This window comes from Paenarthrobacter sp. NPDC089714 (assembly GCF_044748905.1).
Lineage (GTDB): Bacteria > Actinomycetota > Actinomycetes > Actinomycetales > Micrococcaceae > Arthrobacter.
Genome location: NZ_JBIVGX010000016.1, coordinates 18472 through 42668, shown reverse-complemented (window position 1 = coordinate 42668; position 24197 = coordinate 18472). Strand labels below are relative to the sequence as shown.

The following is a 24197-nucleotide window of genomic DNA, read 5'->3' as shown; positions in this document are numbered from 1 at the left end:
CTACTTTCGGCAGGAGGTTATCTGCTCAATCTTAGTCAGCCCCGAGCGGCCCCCAAACTTCGCCCACCGTTAACCTCAACCTCGATTGCGGCGCCATTCGCGCGCGTACGTTGAAGGTGTCCGGAGCACCATCAGCTTTCAGCAGTGAGGATTTCCCATGACTACCAACGAGTACCCCGTCGTCCTGAACAAGACCGCCGTCGAAGCCGGCAATGGGGACGTAGTGGATTCCAACGTCAACGTCGTGAATGAGATGTACGCGGAGCTCCTCAACAGCGACGAAATCGCACCGGCCGCGCTCAACAGCTACTTTGTTGACTTCTACCTGACGCAGGCACTGGCCGGCGGGTTTGCCCAGTACGTGTTCACCGCCCCCGAGCGCGATGAAGTGGATGCCTTTGTCCGCGCTGGATTGGTGGGAATCGGCGCTGCCCGGCACCTGGAACTTTTCAACCGCACCGCCGCTGCTTTCGATGCGTTGTCCGAAGACGAGGCTGAGGCCTACCTCGATGGCGAACTGGACGAGTCCGAGGCCACGCCCGCATCGGTGGCGTTGCTGGATGAACTCGACGGCGAGTTCGAAGCCATGCTCGAAGAAGAGGACATTGTGGACCTCAACGCCGACTACCTTCGCAGCCAGCCCGGCCTGCTGGTCCTGTCCGAGGAGGATATCGAGGCACACATTGCCGAGCGTGTGGCCCTCATCCCCGACCTGGAAGAACGCCGGGCCGAGGCCGAGGAAGAAGCCCTCGCCAACGCACCCGAGTTCGAGGTCATCATTCGCGAATTGTGCGACGTTGCCGGCTACGCCCTGGAGAAGATCACCATGGGCGACCCCAACTACGAGCACGACGGCGTCACTACGCTGGCGTGGCATTTCTCCACCGACCACGGCGACTACATCATGATCGAGGACGAAGACGAGGCTTTCATGATCCACCCGGAGACGAAGGAAATCATCGCGGCCGTGGAGTTCGAAGAGTCCGACGAGTTCGTGGAGGCGTAGGCTTCCTTGTTCTCACCGCCGGGTTCGCGGGAACCCTGCCAGCACCCCCGGAAGTTTCCGGGGGTGCTGGTTTGTTTCCAGCGAACCCGGCGGGAGGGGGTGTGACGGGCATGGATCAACCTCAGGAGCCCGTCGTCGCCGTCCCCCTAACCATCTCGCTGCTGGGGCTCACCAATTACCAGACGTTGCTCACGCCCTGGCCCGCCGCAGCTTGACGAAGCCCCAGACAATAGATGCTTGCCAGCAGACAAGCAGGCCTATCCAGACCCAGTCAAAGCCACGGTTTCCAGCACTAATGACCATGGCTATGGCACCCAAGATCCAGGCCGACTCCTGCAATGCGAGGAATCCCAGGTTCTGCGGATTCCTGGTGGTCTTGCCTTCTGCCACGTTCTCCCCCCCGTAGTATTGCTTTCCAGCGACTCTGACCTGGTCAGGGCCAGCTACCCTGGCAACTCATGGTCGGCGTCGTCTGCCGTTCTTTTACCGTACGCTGCCGCTTTGATTGCCCGCGCTGGGTTCGCGGGAACACTGCCTTTTCGCGCGGAAGTTTCCGGACGGCAGGCATCCTTCCCGCGAACCCGGTTCCTGAGGCGCCCGTGCCTGTCCACATAGGCTCATTTCAGCCTTCTGCCGGTTCCGGTTGTGTGGCGATGCTGGGTCGATGAGCACACCGCCGGAAACATCCAGATCCCCCAAGCTTCGGGGACTCCCTGCCCGCGGAAACATGTGGCGAACCGAGCAGTTGCTCGGCATGGGCCACAACAGTCGAAGCATCAAAGCGTTGTTGGACTCCGGGCAAATCCACCGGCTGAGGTACGGGTGCTACATCCGGACCAGCCGTTGGGATGCCTTGGGTCCGCGCCAGCGTGCCCTGCAACGGATTGCTGCCCACGCACACGGCACCCTGACAACGTCTACCGGGGCTTTTACCTACAGCCACCTGTCTGCGGCACGACTTCACGGGCTGTTCTTGTTCGGGGTAAATGACAAGGTCCATGTGTTGCACCCGGTCCGACCCTCCGCCGACCGTTGGGGAAAGGATGTGCAGGCCCACACTGAAGCTTTCTCCGAGGACGAGGTCAGCACGGTTCGTGGCTTGAGGGCGACAACGCTTGAGCGGACGATGTCCGACTGTGCCCGGATGCTTAGTTATCCCAAGGCCTTGGTCATCGTGGATCACGGGTTGCGGCTGGGCGCCAACCGGGCCCTGGTTGAAGAGCTGGCCGACGCCTCTGCCGGCAAACGGGGTGTCCGGAATCTGCGCAAGGCTCTGGAGAATGCCGATGTGCGCGCAGAATCGGCCGGTGAGACGCTGACGCGGGAACTTATGCAGCGCCTGCGCATCAGGCTGCCCGAGCCGCAGTTCGAGGTGCGAACCAGAGTGGGCGAGCACCGGATGGACTTCGCCTGGGAGGAGGAGAAACTCGCACTGGAGTTTGATGGGCGGACCAAATACTTCGATTACAAACCAACCCAGGAGGTCATCTTTCAGGAGAGGCGCCGCGAGAAGGCCCTCATGGAAGATGGTTGGCGTTTCATTCGCATCGAATGGAAGGACTTGTTCCAGGAACAGGCGTTCAAGGAACGGATTCTGCGCGCCCTCCGATGACGCCGCCTGCACCCAGTTCGCGGGAAGCGTGCCTGCTCGTACGGAAATTTCCGGGATGTTGGCACGTTTCCCGCGATCTCGGCGGGGGAACGGTGGGGTTTGCCGCGAACTCGGCGGGGACGGGGCGGGTTTGCCGCGAACTCGGCGGGGACAGGGCAGGTTTGCCGCGAACTCGGCGGGGACAGGGCGGGTTTGCCGCGAACTCGGCGGGGACGGGGCGGGTTTGCCGCGAACTCGGCGGGGACGGGGTGGGTTTGCCGCGAACTCGGCGGGGACGGGGTGGGTTTGCCGCGAACTCAGTACCCCGTCGTCGCGGCTCCCTTGACCATCTCGCCGCTTGGGCTGACCAGGTACCAGACGTTGCTCACGCCCTGGCCTGTCACGTCGCCCGGTGCCTTGTCCTTGGCGTAGTAGTACAACGGCATCCCGTTCAGCGTGACCTGCTTTTTCCCGTCAGGCGTCGCGATGGTTCCCACGGTCCCGGTGACGCCGTCAACAGTGGGGGCGTCCGCCGTCGTCGTAAATACCGGCCAAGCCGCAAGGCAGGCCCCGGTGCAAGCGCTGGTTCCCGAGTCCTTGACGTCCTTGGTGAAGAAGTAGAGGCTCATTCCTTTGCTGTCCACCACGATCTGGCCGGCGCTGGAAGAGGCCACCTTCATTTCGGCAGCTGCGGTGGGACTGGACGAAGCCGCCGCCGAGGAAGCGGCAGCGGACGATGCAGACGTCGGTGACGTGGACGTTCCCGGGCTCCCGCCGCATCCTGCCAAAGCGGCCACGAGGGCAAGTGCCCCGATTCCCAGGCTGAGTTGCTTTTTCATCCCTAGCTCCTATGACGAGCCGGCCGGACGGGTCGGCGCTAACCCGTACGACGCCGTCGGGTGAAGAATGGTTCAAGGGTGAACCGCGGGCGCCTAAAACGCGTCGTAGGGGATGACAAGCGAAGGAGGTGGCTATGCCGTTGGACGAGGACGTGGTGGCAGCGATCTACCGCGACCACGGCACGGCCCTGAAACGCTTCGTCCTGAGTTGCACACCGGATGCGCATCTGGCGGACGACGTCGTGCAGGAAACCATCCTGAAGGTGTGGCAGCATGCCCCGCAGATCACGGGCAGCCTGCGCAGCTACCTCTTCAGGACCGCGAGGAACGTGATCATCGACAACTACCGGAAAGCCCAGCGGCGCCCCACGGAAACGGGCGAGCATGACCTCCCGGACCAAGGCGCCACGGAACGGGTGGACGAACTCCTCAACCGCGTGCTCATGGAGGAGGCGCTGCTGAGGCTCAGCCACGAACACCGCGAGGTACTTGTGGCCCTGCACTACCAGCGGTACACCGTCACGGAGGCAGCCCTGCAGCTGAACATTCCGGCGGGCACCGTGAAATCCCGGGCCTTTTACGCAGTGAAGGCCCTCCGAACGATCCTTGACGAAATGGGGGTGGAGAAATGAACGGCGAATCCGTCCACCAGTTGCTGGGGGCCTACCTGTTGGGCGGCCTTGAAGCGGACGAGGCCCGCGCCTTTGAGGACCACCTCACGCGTTGTGCCGAGTGCCGCAAGGAGTTGGAGGAACTCGAGAGCCTCCCGGCTCTGCTCGACGCCGTCCCGGCAGCGGACGCCGTCGCCCTCACTGCTGCTGGCGGAACGCAACCACTCACACCCTTGGAATCCGCGCCGCAGGCCCTCCTGGTTGATCTTTCGGCCCGCAGGCGGAAATCACGACGGCGGTGGGCGGCTGTTGTGGGGGCCGTCGCTGCGGCGTGCCTCGCAGTGGGTGTCCTGGCCGGTCCGATCCTGAACCAGCCGCAGAAGCCTGACGCCAGCTATTCCGTACAGTCCGGCGATGGCCTTCAGTTGACCGTTGGAATGGTCAAGAAGACCTGGGGGACTGAACTGGATGTCGAGGGCCGGAGCATGCCGCTTGAGGGGACGCTTTACCTGTGGGTGAAGGGTCGTGACGGCGCCGAGGAACGGACCTGCGGGTGGACGGCCACACCGAGTGGGCGGATCAAGATCACCGGTGCAACGCCAGTGCAGCTGACCGGTATCGCGGGAGTGGAATTGAGGGACGACTCGGATAAGACAGTGGCATCAATCTCCGTGCCGTGATGCGGCATGCAGCTCGGCTACCAGTGCCGGATCCTCGCAAGCCTTGGCGAACGCGTCGATGCGTCGTTCGATTTCGAGGCCCAGGACTTTCGCCCCCATCCGTTCGGCCAATGGCTTCAGCCAGGCCGGCTTGCAAGAGAACGTGTACTTCCAGACAGCCCGGGTGCCGTCGCCCTCCGGGGTGAAGCGCCAGCCACCACCGAAGTTGTCGAAGAACCACGGCCCGGCGACCATCGTCATGCCCACGTTGCGTGGCGGTGTGTAGGAAACGTATTCCGTGACCATCGTCAGGCCCATGCGGGATACCGTCCTGGTCCGCACCCCCTTGCCCGCACTCGTGGCCCCGTCCACAAAGGACTGCGCCGAAATGAACGGATCCCATTTGAGCCGGAATTCGCCCGTGGTCTGCGAGAGCGCAAACGTCGTTTCGGGGTCGAGCCGGATGAACCTCTCCGCGCGTACCTGGGGCATGTCAGGCCCCCTGCCCGGAACCGAGCAGCAGGATGACCAGGAATGCCACGCCGAACACGTTGACGGCCATGATGGAGAGGCCGACGATGCCCGTGACCCGTCCGGCGTTCATACGGCCTGACCGGAACACGGCGATCAATCCGGAAACCATGGACACCACGGCCAGGAGGACTGCCAAGGCAGCGAAAGCCAGCGCGCCCACCCACCATGCGTCGTTGCCTTGGTTGTAGCGGCTGATCTGCGAGGCAACTGCCGCGATCCCCAAGGGTATGCTCACCACTGCGGCCACCGGCGAGAGCACCGCGGCCACGATGCTCGTGATGCCCGCGCCCAGCCCAAGTGTCCGGGTCCGTGGCGGCTGCTGATAGTAATCAGCCGGCGGTTGGTAGCTCATGGTTCCCCCGAAATCCGTTCGCTAGATCTTGCGGTACGTGAGGTCGAAGATCATGCGCCCGGCCTCATGCGCCTTGTTCTCGAAGCTCGTCCGGATGCGGCCCTCGAACCGCGGAGCCCAGCCGCCTTCCTGGTCAACGCCCTCGTTCGGTCCGGTGTGCTCCGTGCTGACAGGGGCGCGGCCTTCCTTGACCGGCGCACCTCCCACCACGGATTCGACGCCGGATTGCCACACTTGCGTCAGCGGGCTCTCCTCGCCGCTGCGCTCGCCGTCGTGCATGTTCTCAAACTCTGTTGAGCCCGCCAGGACTTCGCGGACGTGGACGGCGTAGTTGGACCAGTCGGTAGCGATGCGCCAGTAGCCGCCCTTTTCGAGGGCCTTCGCCGCAACGGATGCGAAGGCAGGCTGGATGAGGCGGCGTTTGTGGTGCCGGGCCTTGTGCCACGGATCCGGGAAGAACACCCAGAGTTCGCTGACGGATCCGGCAGGGAGCATGGATTCGAGGACCTCGGGAGCGTTGGCTTCCACGACGCGCACGTTGGTCAATCCACGGCTGTTGATCTTGATGATGGTGTTGGCCAGCCCGGGGGTGTAGACCTCCACGGCCAGGAAGTCCTTGTCCGGGTTCTGCTCCGCTGCGTGGACCACGGCGTCGCCCAAACCGGAACCAACCTCGACGATCAGGGGAGCCTTGCGCCCGAACACTGCCTCGGCGTCGAAGACGTATTCCGGGTGCACCGAGGTGTTGGCTACATGCCGCGGGACCTGGATGGCCCATCGCTCTGCATGTTCCTCCCAGGCGGCTTGCCGGCGGCCCTGGAGGCGCGTTCCACGGCGCACGAAACTGACCGGCCGGCCGCCGTAGGTGCCGAAGGAGGCCTGGCTGCCGGGAGTAATGGGGCGCGGGGTTTCTGGGGTGTCACTCATGTCTTATCCAGAATACTTTGCCCCGCTGGCTCTGCAGCGCCGGGTCTGTGGCCAGAATCGCCATATCAGGTGAGCAGGCCAAAGTACTGCGATCGCGCCCGGCTGACAGAATAGGACGTGTGACCTCCTCCCCGAAGCCGGCCTCGTCCACGCAGCGCCCAGAGATGTCCGTGAACAAAAGGCCCTTGCCCGAGATCGCAGTGGATGCCGAGATCGACGACGACCCCGCAGCAGCCCCCACCCAGCTACGGGGCAAACGCGGCCTGGCGTATCTGGCGGTTTGCCTGATCCTGATCGGGCTCAACCTGCGAACGGTCTTCTCCAGCTTCTCCGCCGTGCTTCCCGAAATAACGTCCGACGCCGGTCTGCCGGGCTGGTCTGTTGTGGTCCTGACGACTGTTCCGGTGACACTGCTTGGCGTCTTCGCGCCCCTTGCCCCGGTGCTGGCCCGCAGGTTTGGGGCGGAACGGGTGCTTCTCGGGGCCATGGCAGTCCTCACGGCGGGTCTCCTCATCCGGCCCGGCGAGCTACCCGGAACCGGCCATGTGCCGACGCTCCTGGTGGGAACAGCTGCGTGCGGCGCAGCGATCGCACTGTGCAACGTGCTCCTGCCTGGAGTGGTGAAGAGGGATTTCCCGCACCGGCTGGGCCTCATGGGCGGGCTCTACACCACGGCTATCTGCGCGTCTGCGGCACTCGGTGCGGGCTTCACGTATCCGGTCTTTACGGCAACCGGCCACTGGACATCGGCGCTGTGGTTCTGGGCGGTGCCTGCCGCCGTCGTGCTTCTGCTTTTCCTGCCGCTGGCTATCAGGCAGCACCCCGTACATCACCATGCCATCGCATCAGGCGTCAACGTATGGCGTTCCGCGGTGGCGTGGCAGGTGACGGCGTTCATGGTGCTGCAGGCGATGATGTCCTTCAGCGTGTTCGCGTGGCTGGCGCCTATTTTGCGCGAGAGAGGCGTGGATGGCGGCACGGCCGGGTTGATCGTGTCTGTGTCGATCGTGCTTCAGATGCTCGGCTCGTTGTTTGCCCCAGCCTTGGCCACACGCTTCAAGGACCAGCGGGCCATCAACACAGTGGTGGCACTCATGACCGGCGGCGGTTTTGCCCTGAGTATTTTCGGGCCTACCGAGCTGATCTGGATCTGGACCGGACTGCTCGGGCTGGGCCAGGGTTCACTCACGGCGGTGGCCCTGACGATGATCATGGTCCGCACCCGGGATGCCCATACGGCCGCGCACCTGTCCGGAATGATGCAGGGCGTCGGTTACGGACTGGGTTCCACCGGCACCTTGATGGTGGGCCAGCTTCACCAGGCAACAGGTGGGTTTGCTGCCGCTGGAATCCTGTTCCTGGTGGTGGGCTCGCTCGCGGCGTTCTTCGGGTACCGGGCCGGCCGCGACCGCTTCGTTTAACCCAAGTAGGGGACAGCTCCTGTCGCTATGAGGGCTCATAGCGACAGGAGCTGTCCCCTACTTGGGAGAGCCTAGACGGTCAGGTCCTTGCCCTTCGTCTCCGGAATGGTGAAGACGAACGCGATGCTGATGACCAGCAGGATCACGGCGTACACGTTGAACAGGTATCCCTGCCCGATGGTGCCGAGCCACGTCTGCAGGTATGGGGCGGTACCACCGAAGGCGGCGACGCAGATGGAGTACGGAACGCCGACGCCCACAGTGCGGATGTGCGTGGGGAACAGTTCGGCGTACACGGCCGGAACAATGGCGGCACTGCCGGCGATGAAGAACAACATCACGGACATGGACACCGCGAGCTGCCACGGGGAATCCTTCAGGAGCCACGTCATGGGGAAGTGGAGCAGGGCCGAGCCGGCGGAGGACATGATCAGCACGGGCTTCCGGCCGATCCGGTCGGACAGCTTGCCCCAGAACGGCAGTGCTGCAATGAACACGATGTTGGCGATCACGCCGGCCCAGAGTGCAGCTCCACGGTCCATCTTGAGCGTGGTTGCTGCGTAGCTCGGAGCCACGACGCCCCAGATGTAGTAGACCACCGTGAGGCCAACGGTCAGGCCGATGACCTGCAGCGCCTGCTTGCGGTACTTCACGATCTGCGGCCACATTGGAGCGCGCTTTTCCTTGGGAGCCTCGGCCTCGAACGCCTCGGTTTCCTTCATTTTGGAGCGCATGATCAGGGCGTAGATACCCAACGCGCCACCGATCAGGAACGGGATACGCCAGCCCCAGGCACTCATGTCCTCCTTGCTCAGGACGGCCGTGAGGATCGCGCCGAGCAACGTACCCGCCAGGATTCCGGCGGTGCCGGAGGTGTAGATGAGGGTGGCCCAGAAGCCGCGCTTTTCCTTGGGTGCCATCTCGGACAAGTACGTTTGCGACGACGGCAACTCGCCACCGTGTGCCAGGCCCTGGATGAGGCGGGCCACCAGCAGCATCACGGATGCGAAGGCGCCAACGGCAGCGAAGGTGGGTGCGATGCCGATCAGCAGGCTGCCAACCGCGCCGAGCGCAACGGCAATGGTCATGGAGGTCTTGCGGCCGATCCTGTCACCGATCCAGCCGAACACGAAGCCACCGAACGGGCGGGCAACGAATCCGACGGCGAAGATCGCCAACGTGGACAGCACGGCCGAAGTGGGGTCCGAGGTGCTGAACAGGGCACTGGCGATGAAAGGCGAGAACGTGGCGTAAATGGCCCAGTCGTACCATTCCACGGCGTTGCCGATGCCGGTGCCCACGAGCGTGCGCAGATGGGACTTGTGGACCTTGACGTCAGGGGACGTTCCAACGGTGGCGGTCATGGGGTTCTCCAAAGGGGCCGTGGGACTAGTTGGCGGAAAGGGTGGCGATGCGGGAAACGGCGAGTTCGGCGTAGAGCGCCGCACCGTCGGTGAGGACACCGTCGTCGAACGTTGCGTACGGCGAGTGGTTGAAGGGCGACGTCGCGTGGTCGGCGCCGGGGGCCACGGCGCTGAGCCCCACGAAAGTTCCGGGAACCTCGGCGAGGACGCGGGAGAAGTCCTCGGAGCCGCTCAGGGGAGTGGCCATCCGGGTGAGGCGGGATTCGCCGAACATTCCGGCGATGACCTTTTCGGCCGTGTTGGTCTCGTCCTCATCGTTGATGGTGAGGGGGTATTCCTGCTGGTAGTCCACGTCCACCTCCAAACCGTGGGCCGCTGCGATGCCTTTGAGCAGTTTGGGTACTGCAACCATCATCTTCTGCCGCGAGTCCTCGGAAAAGGTCCTGATGGTGGCTTCGATGCGGGCTGTCTCCGGGATGACGTTGCGCTTGGTGCCTGCGTGCAGCACACCGACCGTGAGGACTACGGGATCGAACATGTTGAACTGCCGGGTAACCATCACCTGCAGGGCCGTGACCATCTCAGCGGCTGCTGTCACGGGGTCCTTGGCCGAGTGGGGGGCCGAGCCGTGGCCGCCCGCGCCGAGAACGGTGACCACCAGGCCATCGGACGAGCTGAGCATCACGCCATTCTTGGTGACGAACTGGCCATGCGGTTCCAACGACGAGAAGACGTGCATCCCGTAGGCGGTGTCCACGCGACGACCGGCAGCATCCAGGACACCTTCGTTAATCATGTAGCTGGCACCGTCGAATCCTTCTTCGCCGGGCTGGAACATGAGGACAATATCGCCGGCCAGCTGGTCGCGGCGCTCGGCAAGCAAGGTGGCGGCTCCGGCCAGCATGGAAGTGTGGAGATCGTGCCCGCAAGCATGCATCGCGCCGTCGATCCGGGAGGTGTAGTCCACGCCGGTGGTTTCCTGGACGGGCAGTCCGTCCATGTCGGCGCGCAGGAGGACCACCGGCTTCTCGGCCGAAGCATGGGCCGCACCTCCGCGCAGAACCGCGGTGACCGACGTCGTGTCCTTGCCCAGCGTGATTTCGTACGGGAGTCCATCCAGCGCCTTGAGTACCTTTTCCTGCGTGCGGGGGAGTTGCAGGCCGATCTCCGGTTCGCGGTGGAGGTCGTGGCGGAGGCGAACGATGTCTTCCTGCAGTTCCTTGGCATCGGCGGCGATGGTCATGTGTTCTCCTGTGGTGCTCGGCTTCGTGGTTCCTTATGCCATTCTGTGGTGACCTGCTTCACAAGTTCTGAAACAACTGGAAATGCGCATGAAGTCTCCAACAACGCAGGATTCATGCACCTTTGCGAGAGAATGGACGTATGGAACTCAGTGAAGAAGATCTGCGCCTCATTAACGCACTGCAGATTTCACCGCGGATCAGCTGGTCCGACGCCGGCAATGTCCTGGGCGTCCACGCCACCACCCTGGCTGCACGATGGGACCGGCTCCGGGCGGTCGGCGCCGCCTGGACTACCGCCCACCTCATGGGCGACCCCAAGAACATGTGCCTGGCCATGGTGGACATCGACTGCGAAATGGACCTCCGACCCGAGGTGACAGCCGCCGTAGCGCAGCTGCCCGAGGTGATCACTGTCGAGGAAGCCGCCAGCAACCGCGATCTCACGCTGACTGTCATCACGGAAGACCTGGACAAGTTCAGTACTGGACTGCTGCCGCGCCTGAAGGAAGTCCGCGGGCTCACCAAGTACCAGACGTCCCTCTGCACGCGCATCCACACGAGCGGTTACGCCTGGCGGCTCAACGTCCTGAGCAAGGCCGAGCAACAGGCCATCCGCGCGCTCGCCGGACCGGAGTCGGCGAACCCGTCCGCGCCCGACGCCATCGTCGTCCCGTTGCCGGAAAGCCACCTGGCACTCATTCCGTTTCTGGCCCGGGACGGCCGCGCCTCCGCCGCCGAGATTGCGCGTGCCCTCGGCCGCCATCCAGCTACGGTCCAGCGTCAACTGGGCAGGGTACTCGCCAGCCGGATGCTGTCCTTCCGCTGCGAGATCGCCCAGAAATTCTCCGGCTACCCCGTCACCGTCCAATGGTTCGCCAACGTCCCGGCCGGCCAGCACGAGGCCGCGGCCACCGAGCTCCGCGCCGTCAGGAACGTCCGCTTCTCGGCCTCCACCACGGGCCGGACCAACTTCACCATGATCATGTGGCTGCGCACCTTGGCCGAGGTCATGGAAATGGAACTCGCCATCCAGCAGCGCATCCCCGGCGTTGAGCTCGTGGAAAGCGTGGTCATGCTGAACACAGCTAAACGCGTCGGCTGGATGCTCAACCCGGACTCGACTGCCACGGGAACGGTGGTGGCACCCTACGGTGAACTGCTGCCGCAAAGTGCGTAGCGGCAAACATGTTGAGTACGACGCCGGAGCGCGGCTTCGGTGCCTCGGCCCGGCGACGCTTGGGCTGGCATTGCTCCGGGAGGCCGGGAGGCCGGGAGGCCGAGAGACCGGGAGACCGGGAGACCGGAGGTCGGGAGGTCGGGAGGTCGGGTGCCGCGGCAATGGTTCGGAGCGTGCCGAGACTGGGACACTCCCGGCGCAGGCTAGGCCTTCTTCGTCGCCCGCAGGACCGTGTCCAGGATGGTCGCGGGGTTGCCATCGGGATCGTCGATGGTCCGCTCCCTGGCTTCCAGGACGTCAATAAGCCAAGGCCCCTGTTCCAGGCCGAGCGATTCCGCCAGCTCGTCCGGAGCGTAGAACATTCCCGGTTCGTGGTGATGACCCCATGGGGCCAGTCCGTGCGGGTGGTGCCCAACGATCAGGAGCGTGCCACCCGGCGCAACCGCAGCCGCTGCCTTTGCGGTGGAGTCCTGCCACGGCAGCAAGGGCGAGTGAAGGAACTGTGCCGAGACCAAGTGGTACACGGGCTCGGGAGTCCAGTCAGCCAGATCCTGTTGCTGCCACGTGATCCGGTCCTGCTGGCCGTTGTCCACCGCGTGCTCGGCTCCGCGCTCCAGGGCGACGGCTGAGACATCCATGGCCGTGACCTGCCACCCTTGCTTCGCGAGCCAAATGGCGTCGCCGCCCTCGCCACAGCCCAGATCCAGGGCTGTGCCCGGTTCCAGGTTGCCTACTTCAAGCACCAGTTGCGGATTGGGGTTGCCGCTCCAGATCTTCGGGCGCTCGCGGTACATGCCGTCCCACATGTCCACGGCGTTGTCCGCGTCCTCGTGGAGGTTCAAGCGACCCTGCTGGTCGCCGTGGTGGTGGGTGCCGCCGTCGTGAGTGTGCGCGCGCTGGTGGGTGCCGCCGTCGTGAGTGTGTTCAGCCATGACCCAAGCGTGCCGGTCGCCGACAAGAGCGCGCAACACCTGTTGCTGTTCCGGCAAAATCTGACTGGCAGTTGTGGTGTTCTCAGCTCTGGGAACAACCACAACTGCCAGTCAGTTGGGCGTGTTCCACCGCTGGGCGCCCGCACCGCCAACCCCGAGCTCGTCCGAAGGGTTCTGCAGGGTGCACGATTTCAGGCTCAGGCACCCGCAGCCGATGCAGCCGTCCAGATCGTTCCGCAGGTGTTGCAGCGCGGCGATCCTTTCGTCGAGCTCCTTTCGCCAGCGCAGGGAGAGTCTGGTCCAGTCACGCTTGGTGGGCGTCCTGCTGTTGGGCAGGGAATCCAGGGCCTCACGGATGTCCTTGAGCGGCAAGCCCACGCGCTGGGACGTCTTGATGAACGCCACCCGGCGGAGCGTCTCGCGGGCATACCTGCGCTGGTTGCCCGGCGTGCGTTCGGCGCTGATGAGTCCGTTGCGTTCGTAGAAATGAAGGGCCGACGCCGAGACTCCGCTGCGCTCGGACAACTCACCGACTGTGAGGGCCCGGTGGGCGTCACCGGATACCTGTGGCATGATCCAACCTCCAGCGGCGTGTGAATTGACCTCAACAATAGTTGAGGTTCTAGGGTAGCGTGCATGACCCCTGACACCTCAACGGCCGGTATTCTGCGCCGTCCCTATCTCTTGGCCACCGTGGGCACGTGTGCGCTCGTCTTCCTGAGCGCCTTCGAGTCCCTCGCGGTGACCACTGTCATGCCGGTCGTCAGCAGGGATCTCGATGGTGCCAGCCTCTACGCGTTGGCTTTCGCCGGTCCCTTGGCCACGGGTGTGATGGGCATGGTGGGCGCCGGCAACTGGTCAGACCGCCGGGGTCCCCGGGCGCCGCTGTACGCCTCAGTGGGATTGTTCGTGGTGGGCCTGTTGATCGCGGGCATGGCAGGCACCATGCCGATGCTGGTCCTTGGCAGGCTGGTCCAAGGCCTTGGTGGAGGCGCCATGACCGTTGCCCTCTATGTCCTCGTGGCACGGATTTATCCGCCGGCCCTGCATGCCAAGATCTTCGCCGCCTTTGCAGCGTCCTGGGTGGTTCCCTCACTCGTCGGCCCCTTCGCGGCAGGCGTGGTGGCGCAGTTGACCAGCTGGCACTGGGTGTTCCTCGGCGTGGTGGGACTGGTCATTCCCGCGCTCGCCATGGTGGTGCCGGCCATGCGCGGCTTGGCGCCGACCAACGCCAAGAAACCCGTGCCATGGGCTTTCGGACGCCTTGGTTGGGCTGCACTGGCCGCCCTGACGGTCCTTGCACTGAACCTGTCCGCGGAGGTACCTGGCTTCGGGATGGCGATTGCCGCCGTCGCGCTTGTCCTCGCGCTGATCGCCGTGCGTCCGCTGGTTCCGCGCGGGACCCTGACCGCACGACGCGGGCTTCCCAGCGTCATCCTGTCCCGTGGGCTCGCATCGGCGGCATTCTTTGGTGCCGAGGTTTACCTGCCGTACCTGCTGACCGAGCGATACTCTTTCACGCCAACCTTCGCCGGGTTGACCCTCACGGGTGCGGCGCTGGCCTGGGCGAGCGCCTCGGCTTTGCAGGGCCGGCTCGGTTCCCGGCTGGCTGATGCGTTCGCTGTGAGGACGGGTGCCACCCTGGTGCTGGCGGCCATTGCGCTTGCCTTCGTAACCGCCGCCCTGAATTTCACACCCGCAATCGCCATTGCGGGCTGGCTCTTCGCCGGCTTTGGCATGGGCCTCATGTACCCGCGGCTGAGCGTCATGACTCTTGCCCTTTCCACCCCGGACAACCAAGGCTTCAACAGTGCTGCGATGTCAATCTCCGATTCCCTCGGCGGTGCCCTGTCGCTCGCCACGACGGGACTCGTCTTCGCGGCATTTACGACGACGGACTCGTTTGCGGCGGTCTTCGCACTGACGGCGATCATCGCCGTCGTCGGGGTTGTGGTGGCCCCGCGGGTCGCCGCCCGCCCGGTGTCATCCGGTGCCCGGGACGGCGAACCCGAACTCTCCCTCACCCAGCCCAACTAGGGGACAGCAAACGTCGCACTGAGGGCTCAGTGGAACGTTTGCTGTCCCCTACTTGGGTGCGTGGGGCGCCCCGATGCAAGGCCCGATGCAAGCCCCGATGCAAGGCCCGGCCCCAGGCCCTGCTAGAATGGGATCACTTGATGTGCGGTGACGCCCTGAATGTTCGCTCGCGAGAGCGCAATGCAGGGCATTTTTCATGTGAGAGGCACATCCTGCGTCGATGAACGCGTTCCATTTGGTCCCGGCCAACGCTGCTGCAGCGAACCGGTAGACCACCTGACTTTTCCTCGGCGAACCCCTGGCCCAACCGGCGTCGGGGGCCGATGTCCGTCGCTGGACACCGCCCGAAAGACATGAAGTACATGACTACTTTTGCTGCCCTTGGCACGCCCAAGGCAATCGTTGAATCCCTCGCTGCAAACGGCATCGAAGAGGCATTCCCCATCCAGGTCAAAACCCTCCCGGACACGCTGGCAGGGCGCGACGTCCTGGGCCGTGGCCGCACCGGCTCCGGCAAGACCATCGCTTTCGCCATCCCGCTCGTAGCCCGTTTGGCCGAGCGCGAAGCCGGCTACTTCCGCAAGCCGGGCCGTCCCATGGGCCTCGTCCTGGCACCCACACGCGAGCTCGCAACCCAGATCAACGCCACGGTTGAGCCGCTGGCCAAGGCCATGGGCCTGAACACCACGGTGATCTACGGCGGCATCTCCCAGGCACGCCAGGAGAAGGCCCTGCGTGCCGGCGTGGACATCGTTATCGCCTGCCCCGGCCGCCTCGAAGACCTGATCCGCCAGCGCATCCTGACCCTCGAGTCGGTTGAGGTGACCGTGCTGGATGAGGCCGACCACATGGCGGACCTTGGCTTCCTTCCCGTTGTCAAGAAGCTCATGGACATGACCCCCAAGCAGGGCCAGCGACTGCTGTTCTCGGCAACGCTGGACAATGGCGTTGACAAGCTGGTCAGCCGTTACCTGTCCAACCCGCTGACCCACTCCGTGGATGATCCGCAGGCCGCGGTGACCACCATGGAACACCATGTCTTCGTGGTCAACGACCAGACTGTCAAGAAGCAGCTCATCGTCGAACTGGCCTCCGGTGCCGGCCGCCGCGTGCTCTTCATGCGCACCAAGCACCACGCCCGTAAGCTCGCCAAGACGCTCACGGATGCCGGTATCCCCGCCGTGGACCTGCACGGAAACCTGTCGCAGAACGCCCGCGACCGCAACCTTGCCGAGTTCTCCAGCGGCGACGTCCGCGTCCTGGTGGCCACCGACGTCGCAGCCCGAGGTGTGCACGTTGACGACGTCGAACTCGTCATCCACGTGGACCCGCCCACAGAGCACAAGGCGTACCTGCACCGCTCCGGCCGTACGGCCCGCGCAGGTTCCGACGGCACCGTGGTCACGCTGACCCTCCCGGACCAGCAGCAGGACGTCAAGAAGCTCATGCGTGCAGCAGGCGTGGACGTGTCGTTCGAACGCGTCACCGCCAGCTCCCCGCTGGTCGCCGAGCTCGTGGGCGAGGTTGCGGACAAGGTGGATCCCCGCACCCGCGCCGCGCTGCTCGCTGCAAAGCTTCCGCAACAGGGCGGTGGAACGTCCACCGGCGCCAACGCCCAGCGCAAGCGCGCCCGCCGTTCCGGCCAGGCTGCCCCCACCGCGGGTGGCCGCGGCGGCCGTGGTGGTCGCGGCAAGGTTGCGGCTGAGCCGGTTCGCACGGACCTTCCGCGTGCCGAGCGCCGCGCTGCCATGAACGACGACGTCGCCCGCAACTCACGCGGTCGCGGCAAGTCGGGTGCCACGCACCGCAACGACGTTCCCGGCTCGCAGGGGCAGAACGGCCGCAGCGGCCGTCCGGCTACGGGCCAGCGTGCCTCCGGTGGGCAGCGGTCGGCTTCGGCTCCGCGTTCTGCCTCTGCCACAACGACGCGCAGCAGCGGAAACAAGGCCGTGTGGTCGTCCAACACTGGCGGTACGTCGGGTGGATCGTTCGGTTCGGGTAACTCCGGAAACTCCGGTCGTGGGGGATCCGGTTCCGGCTCGGGTCGTGGTCCGCGCCGTGCCTCGGCTCCGGCGTCGAACGAACGCCGCGGCCGCTAGGTCCCCGCAGGTTCCCTCGCCTCGCAAGCTTGGCCAGGGAACCCTGCCTGCGTGGGCCCCGCTTTGGAAGGCCCGCTCTGCATCCCCGCCGCCTCCCTAACTTTGGAAGCTCAGTCAGGGAAGCCGTGCGGCGTGGGCCCTGCCAAGGAATACCGCGCAGAGTTGCCCTGCAACGTGAGGCTTACCAGCCGCGGGCGCGCCACTCCTCAAGATGTGGCCGCTCAGTACCGAGGGTGGTGGGCAGCCCATGCCCAGGGTGGACCACCGTGTCATCCGGGTAGGCGTCGAACAGCCGTTCCGTCACGTCGTTCAACAGTGACGTGAAGCGTGCGGAATCGTTCTGTGTGTTGCCGACGCCGCCTGGGAACAACGAGTCGCCGCTGAAGATGTGGGCCGGCCCTTCCGGGTCCTGGTAAACGAACGCGATCGAACCAGGTGTGTGCCCACGCAGGTGGACCGCCCGGATCTCGAAGTCGTCGAACCGCTCAACGTCGCCGTGACCAAGGCGGACATCCACCGGAACAGGCAACGCATCGGCGTCGTCCGCTCCTGCAGAGGTGGTTGCCCCGGCAACCTTCACCAGTTCCGGAAGTGCGCGGACGTGGTCCCAGTGCTGGTGGGTGGTGGCGATCCGGAGCAGCTTGGTTGGCTCGGATGCGTCCTCAGCCGACTCGGCCAGCAGTTGCTGGATGGCCGGGAGGTCGTCGGCGGCGTCGATCAACAGCTGGGCACCTGTCGCCTTGGACGTCAGCAGGTACACGTTGTTGTTCATCTCGCTGACGGAGATGCTGCGAATGGTGACGTCACGGAGTGAGTGAATGAGCGAGTCCATTCGTTCAGCCTACGTTGTTGGCTTCGCGGCCCTGCGACACCCAGTTGGGGTCGGCGGAGCGTGAACCCACGACGGCGGCAGCCGCCTGATCGAGTACCTCCAGGTGCGCTTCGCCCAAGTTAAGCGACAGTGCCCCCAGGTTCTCGTCGATCCGCTGCGTCTTGCGCGTGCCGGGGATGGGAACCACGGGGAGGCCCAGGCGTTTGCCTTGCGTGAGCAGCCAAGCCAACGCCACCTGGGCGGGAGTTGCGTCAAGCTGACCGGCTATTTGGCGGACCGCTGCCACTACGGCCTGGTTGGCATCAAGGGCACCTTCGCCGAAGCGTGGGATCTTGTGGCGGAAATCGTTCTCGCCCAGGTCGCTTGCGTTCACGGTTCCCGTGAGGAAGCCGCGGCCCAGCGGTGAATACGGCACAAAGCCAACCCCCAGTTCCTTGGCTGCAGGAACAACATGCTGTTCAACATCCCGGCTCCAGATGGACCATTCGCTCTGGACCGCGGCAATGGGATGCACGGCATGTGCTTGCCGGAGTTCCTCGGCTGTCACTTCGGACAGTCCCAGGTGCCGGACCTTGCCCTCACGGACCAGCTCCGCCATGGCCTCCACGGTTTCCACAATCGGAACGCGGAGGTCGCGGCGGTGCAGGTAGTAGAGGTCAATCACGTCAGTATCCAGGCGTCGAAGGCTCGCTTCGGCCGCCTGTTTGACGTAGGGAGCATCCCCGCGGACGCCAGTGTACCCGTCCGCGGGGTTGCCCTCGATTCCGAACTTGGTGGCCAACTGGATCTCGTCGCGGCGTTCCTTGAGGAGTTTGCCGACGAGTTCTTCGTTGCTTCCCGCGCCATAGACATCGGCCGTGTCGATGAACGTGATCCCGGCCTCCACTGCGTGCCGGAGGGTTTTCAAGCCTTCCCCGGGCTCGATGCCGCCGTAGACGGGGGTGAGCGCCATCCCGCCAAATCCGAGTGGGCTCACGGTGAGGTCATTGCCAAGGTGTACTGCAGTCATGACGGTCTCCATTACGCATAGGGTCTCATTGCCAGTGCTCTCCTTGGCGTGAACCCGACGTCCCGCGCTGGTATTCCTGTGTTTCGCCAGAGAACCCATCGTTCGGTCCCGATTCGATGGTTCGCTGCGCACTGTGCCGTGCGAGCGGCATGATGTGCAGCGATCCATCGAAATGGATTGAGACCCCGCCGCGTGCGGGACCCTACTCGGAATCCGTCCCGGTCTTGTGGGCTGGCAGCGCCTTCAAACCCGCAGCACAGCCAACGATTCCCGCGATGAACAGCAACTTCAATGGGCTGGCCGGCTCAACACCGGTGATCATGGCCCAGCCAACAGTCAGGGCCGCGCCGATGCCCACCCACACGGCATAGGCAGTGCCCAGGGGGATGCGTTTCACGGCGATGCCCAGGCCCACCATGCTCAGTGTTGCGGTCACGGCGAAAACCAGTGTTGGCAGCAGGACAGTAAAACCGTTGGACAGGCCCAGGGCCGTGGCCCACACGGCTTCAAGAACCGCCGATGCGAGCAGGATGATCCAGAAAATTCCGGACTTCGCCTGTTCGGACTTCGCCGCTCCCGTCGCCGGAGCAACGACGGGTTCACGATTCGTGTTCGCAGTCATGGCTACGCCACCACCTTCAGGCCAACCACGCACGCGCCGATGCCTGCGAGCAGCAGGAGGCGGGCCGCCGTCGGACGTTCAACCTTGGTGACCATGGCGTAAGCGGAGGTCAACACGACGCCGACGCCCACCCACACCGCATAGGCCGTGCCCGTGGGAATGGATTGCATGGCGATCGCGAGACCGCCAGTGCTGGCGATGACCGAAACCAGGAAAACGATGGTGGGAACGGGCCTGCGGAAGCCCTTGGAACGGTGGAGGGCTGCGGCCCAGACGGCCTCAAGCGCTCCGGAAAGAATGAGGATTAACCACGACATGACTTTTCCTTTGGCCAGTCTTGTCGCGTGCCGGGTACTGAACCGTCGTCCGGAGGTTCCAGAGCGGAACCTTGGTCCCTAGGCTAGCAACTCCCCCAGGGGGTGGCCACCTCTGGTGGCAAAAGTCACCACTCAGACGTGGTCGATGGAGACGACCGCCACGAACCCGCGGCCGGAAATCTCGGGGCTGCGGACGTCGGAGCCAACCACTGCGTCGTAGCGGGAGAGCTCCACCGGTTCCTCGACGACGGCAGCGGGCTCGGCGCCGTCGTCGGGCGTTTCCTCTGCGGCCGTGCCGGGCGCAACGCTTGCTTTGCCCTCCAGCAGAACCGCGAACTGGCCCTCAAAAACGGGGTGTGGGCGTTTTTTGGAAAGCTCGACGATGGACGCAAAGCCCTTGAACTTGTCGGCGCGGGCAATGATGTTAAGGTCCCGGATGTCGCCGGTGGGAAGCGTGGCCGAGGAGGGGGCTTCGCCCGAGAAACGGAACGGCCGGTACTTCTCCAAGGGGTGCTCGGTACCGTCCACGGTCAGGAGCATCAAGTCGCCGTCGATGATGGTCAGGACCCGTTCCATGCCCGGAAAATTGGAGAAGTCGCCGGCTTTGGAGACATCGGCGATGCTGAGCCGCCAGTCCCATGCGCCATCCTGTGCCGACGCGGCCTTCGGGTGGCTTGCGATCTCGCGGGTTACACCGCCCCCGTTGCGCCACGGTTCGGGATGGATGTCGGCAAAGCGGATGATCTCCATCCGTCCAGCGTAGTGGTCCGGCGCGGTTCAACAATGGGCCATATGACTTGCTAACGTCATAAGAGGATTGTTGGGCGCGTAGCGGCTGGAGGCACGGAATGTTCGTTAAAGTGTGTGGTTTGAGCACACCCGAATCCGTTCGCGAAGCCGTCTCGGCCGGTGCCGACGCGGTGGGTTTCGTCCTCACGGCCAGCCCACGCGAAGTCAGCCCGGAGACCGTCCGTTCGTTGCTTCCCTTGGTGCCCTCCGACGTTGCGGCTGTCGGCGTCTTCCGCCACGAGACCGCTGCCGATGCCGTTGCCCTTGCGCAGGCTGCTGGCCTGTCATGGGTTCAACTGCACGGTCACCGGACTGCGGCTGACGTTGGGGCAGTGCACGACGCCGGGATGCGGCTCATCCGCGCAGTCACCATGGGTGCCTCCCCGGAAGAGTTCGGTGATCTGGGCGAGGAACTGTTCCTGATCGACGCGGCAGTGCCTGGTTCGGGGGAGGCCTGGGATTACGCGTCCGTGCGTGAAAAGGGTCTGGACAGCCGTTCCTGGCTGCTCGCCGGTGGCCTGGAACCGGGCAACGTTGCTGCCGCTGCTTCCGCGGCCGGTGCCTGGGGCGTGGATGTGTCCTCGGGGGTCGAGTCCTCCCGGGGAGTCAAGGACCTGGCCAAGGTCCGGGCCTTCGTCGAAGCCGCCAAGGCCTAACCCCACCTCTACCCCGTCCCCCTTCCCCGCCTCCCCCCGACGCTCTCTCACTGAATCGCCTGTTTTTTGGGACGCTCTCTCACTGAATCGCCTGTTTTTTGGGACGCTCTCTCACTGAATCGCCTGTTTTTTGGGACGCTCTCTCACTGAATCGCCCGTTCTTGAGCACTCTCTCGCGGTTATCCGAGCGTTGCATCCAACTTCTCGAATGAGGTGCCCCAGCCGTCTCGCGTCATTTCCACCCACTCTTCCGATGCAAAGGGCCCCTGGGTCAGATGCATGCGGGTGCGGCTGCCGCCCAGATCTTCGAATTCGAGATGCATCTCTTCGTATTCGTGGTCGGCGTCCGGGGCGGCTTTGGCCGTTGCGACCAGCAAACCCGGTGCGTTCAGCTGAGTGATGACTGCTTCAATCGGCGCTTCTTGGGGACCGTTCTCATCCGTCCATGCCATGACAACCTGCCACACTCCGCCGACCCTGGGATCGACGATGATTTTCTCCCGCGGAGCATCAACTTCCACGGGTCCAAACCATTTGGTGAGCTGGTCCGGTTCCATCCAAGCCTCGAAGACTTTTTCGCGCGGGGCTTCGAAATCGCGGGTCAGGCTGAGGGTGTGCTGTTCTGTGCTCATGGTGGTCCTCCGTGCGTGGTTCATGGATGCGGCGGCGCATCACAGGCGGCGCCAGTGGGACCGAGTCTAGGCCGAGCCCGGCCAAAACCGACGCGCTATCACCAAATCGCCCGAAACTCGGAACGCTCTGTCTTCTTGGCCGCACCGTAGTGAGCACAGTGAGCGAGCGTCCACCTGGAAGGGGGTGTTCGGTGAGAGAGGGACCGGGGGGAGGGGGTGTTCGGTGAGCGAGCGTCCACTGGGGAGGGGGTGTTCGGTGAGAGAGGGACTGTGGGGAAGGGGTGTTTGGTGAGAGAGGGTCCGGGGGGAGGGGGTGTTTGGTGAGAGAGGAAAGTCAGGGGCGAGTCAGGGCAGACCCCTAGGCTTTTGGACGGTCCGGCACGAGAGAATGGTGACTATGAAAACTCTGCTCAACATCATTTGGCTGGTTTTTGGCGGCTTCTGGCTCGCCCTCGGTTATTTCGCCGCGGGCATCATCTGCTGCGTCCTCATCGTGACCATTCCGTGGGGCATTGCCTCGTTCCGCATTGGTGCCTACTGCCTGTGGCCGTTCGGTCAGATGGTGGTGGAAAAGCCCGGCGGCAGTGGAGTGTTCGCTTTGCTCGGCAACGTCATCTGGTTGTTGGTGGCGGGCATCTGGATTGCGATCGGGCACGTGGTCACCGCGGTGGCCATGGCCCTGACGATCATCGGAATCCCGCTGGCCATCGCGAACCTGAAGCTGATCCCGGTTTCCTTGATGCCGCTCGGCAAGCAGATCGTGCCCACCAACCGTCCGTTCGTCAGCACCTACCGCTGAGGCGACACGTTCCTATGAGGCAGCAACGCTTCCTGTGCGCAGCTCGAACCGGAAGCGTCGCTCCGTACGGAACCTCCCGCCGTCGGACTCCACCGCGAACCTGAGCTCCAGCGCGTCCGCCAGCAGGTCCGATTCCGTGACGGTGTAACTCGGCGTGAAATAGAGGGACTGCTGGCCCGGCTCCAGGCGCGTGGCCGGGAAATCGCTCCCGTGCGGTCCCAGAAGTACGACGTCGGCAAGCGGCTCAGTGCCGCTGTTGCGGACGCGTCCTGTGAAGGCGAGGATGTCCCCGGCCTTGTACCCGGGAATGATGGCGCCGTAGTTGAGGTCCTGCGCTTCCCGCGTGCCGAGCACTTGGTCCTGGCCGGCGTACCCTTGGCCGATTTCTTTCCACGTCTGGACGTCCCACGCGCCATCGCTGTTTGACGGTATGACGTGGAATTCACCGGCGTTCTGCCAGTGTGCGGGCCTGCCCGGGGTGACGGAGCGGAGTTCCATGTGGAAGGTGAGCGGATCCCGGTCTGCGCTGGGCAGAGTACTCGGAGCGGATGCGAGTTGGGAGACCAGTTGTTCCGCAGGAACCGAAGCGAACACGATCTCGCGGTATCCCTGCCGCTCGTAGAGGACACCGACGTTGCCGTCGGGAAGTCGCGTGGCCGTGGAGTACGCGGAACTGCCCTCGCACAGCACCAGCTTGCCCGGCCAGGTGGCCCCATTGTCCGGGGACAGGCTGAGCACGGTGTTGCGGCGAAGATGAGGGTCCTGGTTGTTGGTGGCGATGAGCCAATGCGAGGAATCGGCCTCAGCCGGCAACTGGACCAGGGGCAGCCCGTCGAACCTGGTGAGGGATCCGTTGTCGCTGGGGTCGGGCAGGTCCGGCACGGGCGTCAACGGTCCCCATGTTTGTCCGCCGTCCTCCGAGATCGCGGCAAGGCGGCACGGCGTGGCCCGGCTGTGCAGCAGCAAGCGCCCGTCGGCAAGGCATACCACCTTGTTTTCGTTGGGTCCGATTCCGGCAGGACCCGTGCCGATCAGCGCGCCGAGTGTCCAGCTCTCTCCGTGATCGTCGCTGAGGGCGGAAGCAGCCATGATTTCCCCGTCCACCAGCAGGACGTACTGCTGTACCAAGCGGCCTTTGAACGGTCCGGTGTGCATCTGGATGCCTTGGCCGGCCGCCGCGAACAACCCGGTGGTACCACTGTGAACCGGCTTGAGTGATGAGGTGAGCCGCCGGTGGTGCCAGGTCCCGCCGTCGTCGTCTGAATAGCTGACGTCGGCATGTTGGACGGCGTCGTCCGGCTCCAGTCCGGCGACCGCTTCGAAGAAGCCGGCGTGTGTTCCGGCGGCGTGGAACATGAAGATCCGTCCCGTGTCCGCATCAACCAGGAGGCTGGGATCGCCGTATCCGTTCAGCCCGGTGCCGGTGCGGACCACCTGTTGTTCGCCCCACGTGGCGCCGTTGTCCCTGCTGCGGCGGAGCAGCAGGTCGATGGTGTTGGGCAGGTCGTCCAGGTTGGGCCTGCCGTCATACGCCGCCAGGATGGTCCCCGCCGTGCTGACGGCCAGCGCTGGGATCCGGTACTGCCGGTAGCCTCCGGTGCCGCGGACGGCGAGGACGTGTTCGACGGAGGGGCGGGCCCGTGGAGCGGAGAGGTAGGAGGTCACACCTCCTAGTGTAGGGCCGATCGAAAAGCCCCAAAGCAACGCTCGGATGCCCCGAATACCCGGATCCGTTCTCTGGGTTTGGC

At 64.6% G+C, this 24197-nt stretch carries 25 protein-coding genes and 1 riboswitch; of the genes, 10 read left to right on the top strand and 15 right to left on the bottom strand.

Annotated features, from left to right (window positions below; translation table 11 throughout):
- Positions 1-157 precede the first annotated feature (157 nt).
- A complete protein-coding gene (locus tag ACIPY3_RS20290; RefSeq protein ID WP_400336889.1) occupies positions 158-1006 on the top strand; it encodes a hypothetical protein in 849 nt (282 codons plus the stop codon).
- A 664-nt stretch (positions 1007-1670) separates the two neighbouring features.
- Positions 1671-2618, top strand: a complete 948-nt coding sequence (locus tag ACIPY3_RS20285) for a hypothetical protein (RefSeq protein ID WP_400336887.1) — start codon at positions 1671-1673, stop codon at positions 2616-2618.
- 296 nt (positions 2619-2914) lie between these two features.
- Here the strand turns inward: ACIPY3_RS20285 and ACIPY3_RS20280 are convergent, their stop codons facing one another.
- Positions 2915-3436, bottom strand: coding sequence for a hypothetical protein (locus ACIPY3_RS20280; protein ID WP_400336886.1), 522 nt, complete (start codon positions 3434-3436; stop codon positions 2915-2917).
- Positions 3437-3570: 134 nt separating this feature from the next.
- On the opposite strand from ACIPY3_RS20280, the gene ACIPY3_RS20275 reads away from it, so the two are divergent.
- A complete protein-coding gene (locus tag ACIPY3_RS20275) occupies positions 3571-4068 on the top strand; it encodes a sigma-70 family RNA polymerase sigma factor (RefSeq protein WP_397323542.1) in 498 nt (165 codons plus the stop codon).
- Positions 4065-4727 (top strand): anti-sigma factor family protein, encoded by a 663-nt coding sequence (locus ACIPY3_RS20270; protein ID WP_400336884.1) that lies wholly within the window; start codon positions 4065-4067, stop codon positions 4725-4727. Before ACIPY3_RS20275 ends, ACIPY3_RS20270 begins: the two co-directional genes overlap by 4 nt.
- Here the strand turns inward: ACIPY3_RS20270 and ACIPY3_RS20265 are convergent.
- Genes ACIPY3_RS20265 through trmB form a run of 3 tightly spaced genes read right to left on the bottom strand, consistent with a single transcriptional unit; the run spans position 4710 to position 6519 of the window.
- On the bottom strand, positions 4710-5198 hold the full coding sequence (locus ACIPY3_RS20265) for an SRPBCC family protein (protein WP_400336882.1): 489 nt from the start codon (positions 5196-5198) through the stop codon (positions 4710-4712). The two genes, ACIPY3_RS20270 and ACIPY3_RS20265, sit on opposite strands and share 18 nt — an antisense overlap.
- Before the next feature lies 1 nt (position 5199).
- Positions 5200-5592, bottom strand: a complete 393-nt coding sequence (locus ACIPY3_RS20260; protein ID WP_400336880.1) for a hypothetical protein — start codon at positions 5590-5592, stop codon at positions 5200-5202.
- Between the two features lie 21 nt (positions 5593-5613).
- Positions 5614-6519: a tRNA (guanosine(46)-N7)-methyltransferase TrmB gene (gene trmB, locus ACIPY3_RS20255; protein ID WP_400336878.1), complete on the bottom strand. Its 906-nt coding sequence runs from the start codon at positions 6517-6519 to the stop codon at positions 5614-5616.
- A 164-nt stretch (positions 6520-6683) separates the two neighbouring features.
- Between trmB and ACIPY3_RS20250 the strand changes: the two genes are divergently transcribed.
- The gene (locus ACIPY3_RS20250; RefSeq protein ID WP_400336961.1) at positions 6684-7940 is read left to right on the top strand and encodes an MFS transporter; all 1257 of its coding nucleotides are present in this window, start codon (positions 6684-6686) and stop codon (positions 7938-7940) included.
- 71 nt (positions 7941-8011) lie between these two features.
- Here ACIPY3_RS20250 and ACIPY3_RS20245 read toward each other — a convergent pair whose 3' ends face one another.
- The gene (locus ACIPY3_RS20245) at positions 8012-9304 is read right to left on the bottom strand and encodes an MFS transporter (RefSeq protein ID WP_400336876.1); all 1293 of its coding nucleotides are present in this window, start codon (positions 9302-9304) and stop codon (positions 8012-8014) included.
- A 25-nt stretch (positions 9305-9329) separates the two neighbouring features.
- Complete coding sequence (locus tag ACIPY3_RS20240; protein WP_400336874.1) at positions 9330-10547, bottom strand: M20 family metallopeptidase; 1218 nt, start codon at positions 10545-10547, stop codon at positions 9330-9332.
- A 140-nt stretch (positions 10548-10687) separates the two neighbouring features.
- On the opposite strand from ACIPY3_RS20240, the gene ACIPY3_RS20235 reads away from it, so the two are divergent.
- Positions 10688-11725, top strand: a complete 1038-nt coding sequence (locus tag ACIPY3_RS20235; protein WP_400336873.1) for an Lrp/AsnC family transcriptional regulator — start codon at positions 10688-10690, stop codon at positions 11723-11725.
- Positions 11726-11928: 203 nt separating this feature from the next.
- Here the strand turns inward: ACIPY3_RS20235 and ACIPY3_RS20230 are convergent, their stop codons facing one another.
- Together ACIPY3_RS20230 and soxR are read right to left on the bottom strand one after the other, a co-directional pair.
- Entirely contained in the window at positions 11929-12657 is a 729-nt protein-coding gene (locus tag ACIPY3_RS20230; protein ID WP_400336871.1) for an SAM-dependent methyltransferase, read from the bottom strand.
- 111 nt (positions 12658-12768) lie between these two features.
- The gene (gene soxR, locus ACIPY3_RS20225) at positions 12769-13230 is read right to left on the bottom strand and encodes a redox-sensitive transcriptional activator SoxR (protein ID WP_400336870.1); all 462 of its coding nucleotides are present in this window, start codon (positions 13228-13230) and stop codon (positions 12769-12771) included.
- 63 nt (positions 13231-13293) lie between these two features.
- Here soxR and ACIPY3_RS20220 point away from each other — a divergent pair, with 63 nt between their 5' ends.
- Together ACIPY3_RS20220 and ACIPY3_RS20215 are read left to right on the top strand one after the other, a co-directional pair.
- Positions 13294-14694, top strand: a complete 1401-nt coding sequence (locus tag ACIPY3_RS20220; protein ID WP_400336868.1) for an MFS transporter — start codon at positions 13294-13296, stop codon at positions 14692-14694.
- 362 nt (positions 14695-15056) lie between these two features.
- Positions 15057-16793: a DEAD/DEAH box helicase gene (locus ACIPY3_RS20215; protein WP_400336866.1), complete on the top strand. Its 1737-nt coding sequence runs from the start codon at positions 15057-15059 to the stop codon at positions 16791-16793.
- A 181-nt stretch (positions 16794-16974) separates the two neighbouring features.
- Here ACIPY3_RS20215 and ACIPY3_RS20210 read toward each other — a convergent pair whose 3' ends face one another.
- From ACIPY3_RS20210 to ACIPY3_RS20190, 5 genes are all read right to left on the bottom strand, one after another.
- Positions 16975-17625, bottom strand: coding sequence for an MBL fold metallo-hydrolase (locus ACIPY3_RS20210; protein WP_400336864.1), 651 nt, complete (start codon positions 17623-17625; stop codon positions 16975-16977).
- Positions 17626-17629: 4 nt separating this feature from the next.
- Positions 17630-18634, bottom strand: a complete 1005-nt coding sequence (locus tag ACIPY3_RS20205; protein WP_400336862.1) for an aldo/keto reductase — start codon at positions 18632-18634, stop codon at positions 17630-17632.
- 202 nt (positions 18635-18836) lie between these two features.
- Positions 18837-19178, bottom strand: a complete 342-nt coding sequence (locus ACIPY3_RS20200) for a DMT family transporter (RefSeq protein ID WP_400336959.1) — start codon at positions 19176-19178, stop codon at positions 18837-18839.
- A gap of 80 nt (positions 19179-19258) precedes the next feature.
- Positions 19259-19573, bottom strand: coding sequence for a DMT family transporter (locus ACIPY3_RS20195; RefSeq protein ID WP_400336861.1), 315 nt, complete (start codon positions 19571-19573; stop codon positions 19259-19261).
- A gap of 9 nt (positions 19574-19582) precedes the next feature.
- A riboswitch (guanidine-III (ykkC-III) riboswitch) is annotated at positions 19583-19648 on the bottom strand.
- 57 nt (positions 19649-19705) lie between these two features.
- Positions 19706-20323: a HutD family protein gene (locus ACIPY3_RS20190; RefSeq protein WP_400336858.1), complete on the bottom strand. Its 618-nt coding sequence runs from the start codon at positions 20321-20323 to the stop codon at positions 19706-19708.
- Positions 20324-20421: 98 nt separating this feature from the next.
- On the opposite strand from ACIPY3_RS20190, the gene ACIPY3_RS20185 reads away from it, so the two are divergent.
- Positions 20422-21018 carry a phosphoribosylanthranilate isomerase gene (locus ACIPY3_RS20185; RefSeq protein ID WP_400336856.1) on the top strand — a complete coding sequence of 199 codons (597 nt, stop codon included), beginning with the start codon at positions 20422-20424 and terminating at the stop codon, positions 21016-21018.
- Between the two features lie 179 nt (positions 21019-21197).
- Here the strand turns inward: ACIPY3_RS20185 and ACIPY3_RS20180 are convergent, their stop codons facing one another.
- Positions 21198-21650 (bottom strand): SRPBCC domain-containing protein, encoded by a 453-nt coding sequence (locus ACIPY3_RS20180; protein ID WP_400336855.1) that lies wholly within the window; start codon positions 21648-21650, stop codon positions 21198-21200.
- Between the two features lie 397 nt (positions 21651-22047).
- On the opposite strand from ACIPY3_RS20180, the gene ACIPY3_RS20175 reads away from it, so the two are divergent.
- The gene (locus tag ACIPY3_RS20175) at positions 22048-22449 is read left to right on the top strand and encodes a YccF domain-containing protein (RefSeq protein WP_397323517.1); all 402 of its coding nucleotides are present in this window, start codon (positions 22048-22050) and stop codon (positions 22447-22449) included.
- A 12-nt stretch (positions 22450-22461) separates the two neighbouring features.
- Here the strand turns inward: ACIPY3_RS20175 and ACIPY3_RS20170 are convergent, their stop codons facing one another.
- Positions 22462-24114, bottom strand: a complete 1653-nt coding sequence (locus ACIPY3_RS20170; RefSeq protein WP_400336853.1) for an exo-alpha-sialidase — start codon at positions 24112-24114, stop codon at positions 22462-22464.
- Between the last annotated feature and the right edge of the window lie 83 nt (positions 24115-24197).

Bases quoted from the DNA above. Each gene is read 5' to 3' on its own strand.
- trmB (WP_400336878.1), bottom strand. From the start codon at position 6,519: ATGAGTGACACCCCAGAAACCCCGCGCCCCATTACTCCCGGCAGCCAG.
- ACIPY3_RS20265 (WP_400336882.1), bottom strand. From the start codon at position 5,198: ATGCCCCAGGTACGCGCGGAGAGGTTCATCCGGCTCGACCCCGAAACG.
- ACIPY3_RS20270 (WP_400336884.1), top strand. From the start codon at position 4,065: ATGAACGGCGAATCCGTCCACCAGTTGCTGGGGGCCTACCTGTTGGGC.
- ACIPY3_RS20185 (WP_400336856.1), top strand. From the start codon at position 20,422: ATGTTCGTTAAAGTGTGTGGTTTGAGCACACCCGAATCCGTTCGCGAA.
- ACIPY3_RS20285 (WP_400336887.1), top strand. From the start codon at position 1,671: ATGAGCACACCGCCGGAAACATCCAGATCCCCCAAGCTTCGGGGACTC.
- ACIPY3_RS20180 (WP_400336855.1), bottom strand. From the start codon at position 21,650: ATGAGCACAGAACAGCACACCCTCAGCCTGACCCGCGATTTCGAAGCC.
- ACIPY3_RS20190 (WP_400336858.1), bottom strand. From the start codon at position 20,323: ATGGAGATCATCCGCTTTGCCGACATCCATCCCGAACCGTGGCGCAAC.
- soxR (WP_400336870.1), bottom strand. From the start codon at position 13,230: ATGCCACAGGTATCCGGTGACGCCCACCGGGCCCTCACAGTCGGTGAG.
- ACIPY3_RS20280 (WP_400336886.1), bottom strand. From the start codon at position 3,436: ATGAAAAAGCAACTCAGCCTGGGAATCGGGGCACTTGCCCTCGTGGCC.
- ACIPY3_RS20215 (WP_400336866.1), top strand. From the start codon at position 15,057: ATGACTACTTTTGCTGCCCTTGGCACGCCCAAGGCAATCGTTGAATCC.
- ACIPY3_RS20205 (WP_400336862.1), bottom strand. From the start codon at position 18,634: ATGACTGCAGTACACCTTGGCAATGACCTCACCGTGAGCCCACTCGGA.
- ACIPY3_RS20250 (WP_400336961.1), top strand. From the start codon at position 6,684: ATGTCCGTGAACAAAAGGCCCTTGCCCGAGATCGCAGTGGATGCCGAG.
- ACIPY3_RS20210 (WP_400336864.1), bottom strand. From the start codon at position 17,625: ATGGACTCGCTCATTCACTCACTCCGTGACGTCACCATTCGCAGCATC.
- ACIPY3_RS20275 (WP_397323542.1), top strand. From the start codon at position 3,571: ATGCCGTTGGACGAGGACGTGGTGGCAGCGATCTACCGCGACCACGGC.
- ACIPY3_RS20260 (WP_400336880.1), bottom strand. From the start codon at position 5,592: ATGAGCTACCAACCGCCGGCTGATTACTATCAGCAGCCGCCACGGACC.
- ACIPY3_RS20245 (WP_400336876.1), bottom strand. From the start codon at position 9,304: ATGACCGCCACCGTTGGAACGTCCCCTGACGTCAAGGTCCACAAGTCC.
- ACIPY3_RS20290 (WP_400336889.1), top strand. From the start codon at position 158: ATGACTACCAACGAGTACCCCGTCGTCCTGAACAAGACCGCCGTCGAA.
- ACIPY3_RS20235 (WP_400336873.1), top strand. From the start codon at position 10,688: ATGGAACTCAGTGAAGAAGATCTGCGCCTCATTAACGCACTGCAGATT.
- ACIPY3_RS20230 (WP_400336871.1), bottom strand. From the start codon at position 12,657: ATGGCTGAACACACTCACGACGGCGGCACCCACCAGCGCGCGCACACT.
- ACIPY3_RS20175 (WP_397323517.1), top strand. From the start codon at position 22,048: ATGAAAACTCTGCTCAACATCATTTGGCTGGTTTTTGGCGGCTTCTGG.
- ACIPY3_RS20220 (WP_400336868.1), top strand. From the start codon at position 13,294: ATGACCCCTGACACCTCAACGGCCGGTATTCTGCGCCGTCCCTATCTC.
- ACIPY3_RS20195 (WP_400336861.1), bottom strand. From the start codon at position 19,573: ATGTCGTGGTTAATCCTCATTCTTTCCGGAGCGCTTGAGGCCGTCTGG.
- ACIPY3_RS20240 (WP_400336874.1), bottom strand. From the start codon at position 10,547: ATGACCATCGCCGCCGATGCCAAGGAACTGCAGGAAGACATCGTTCGC.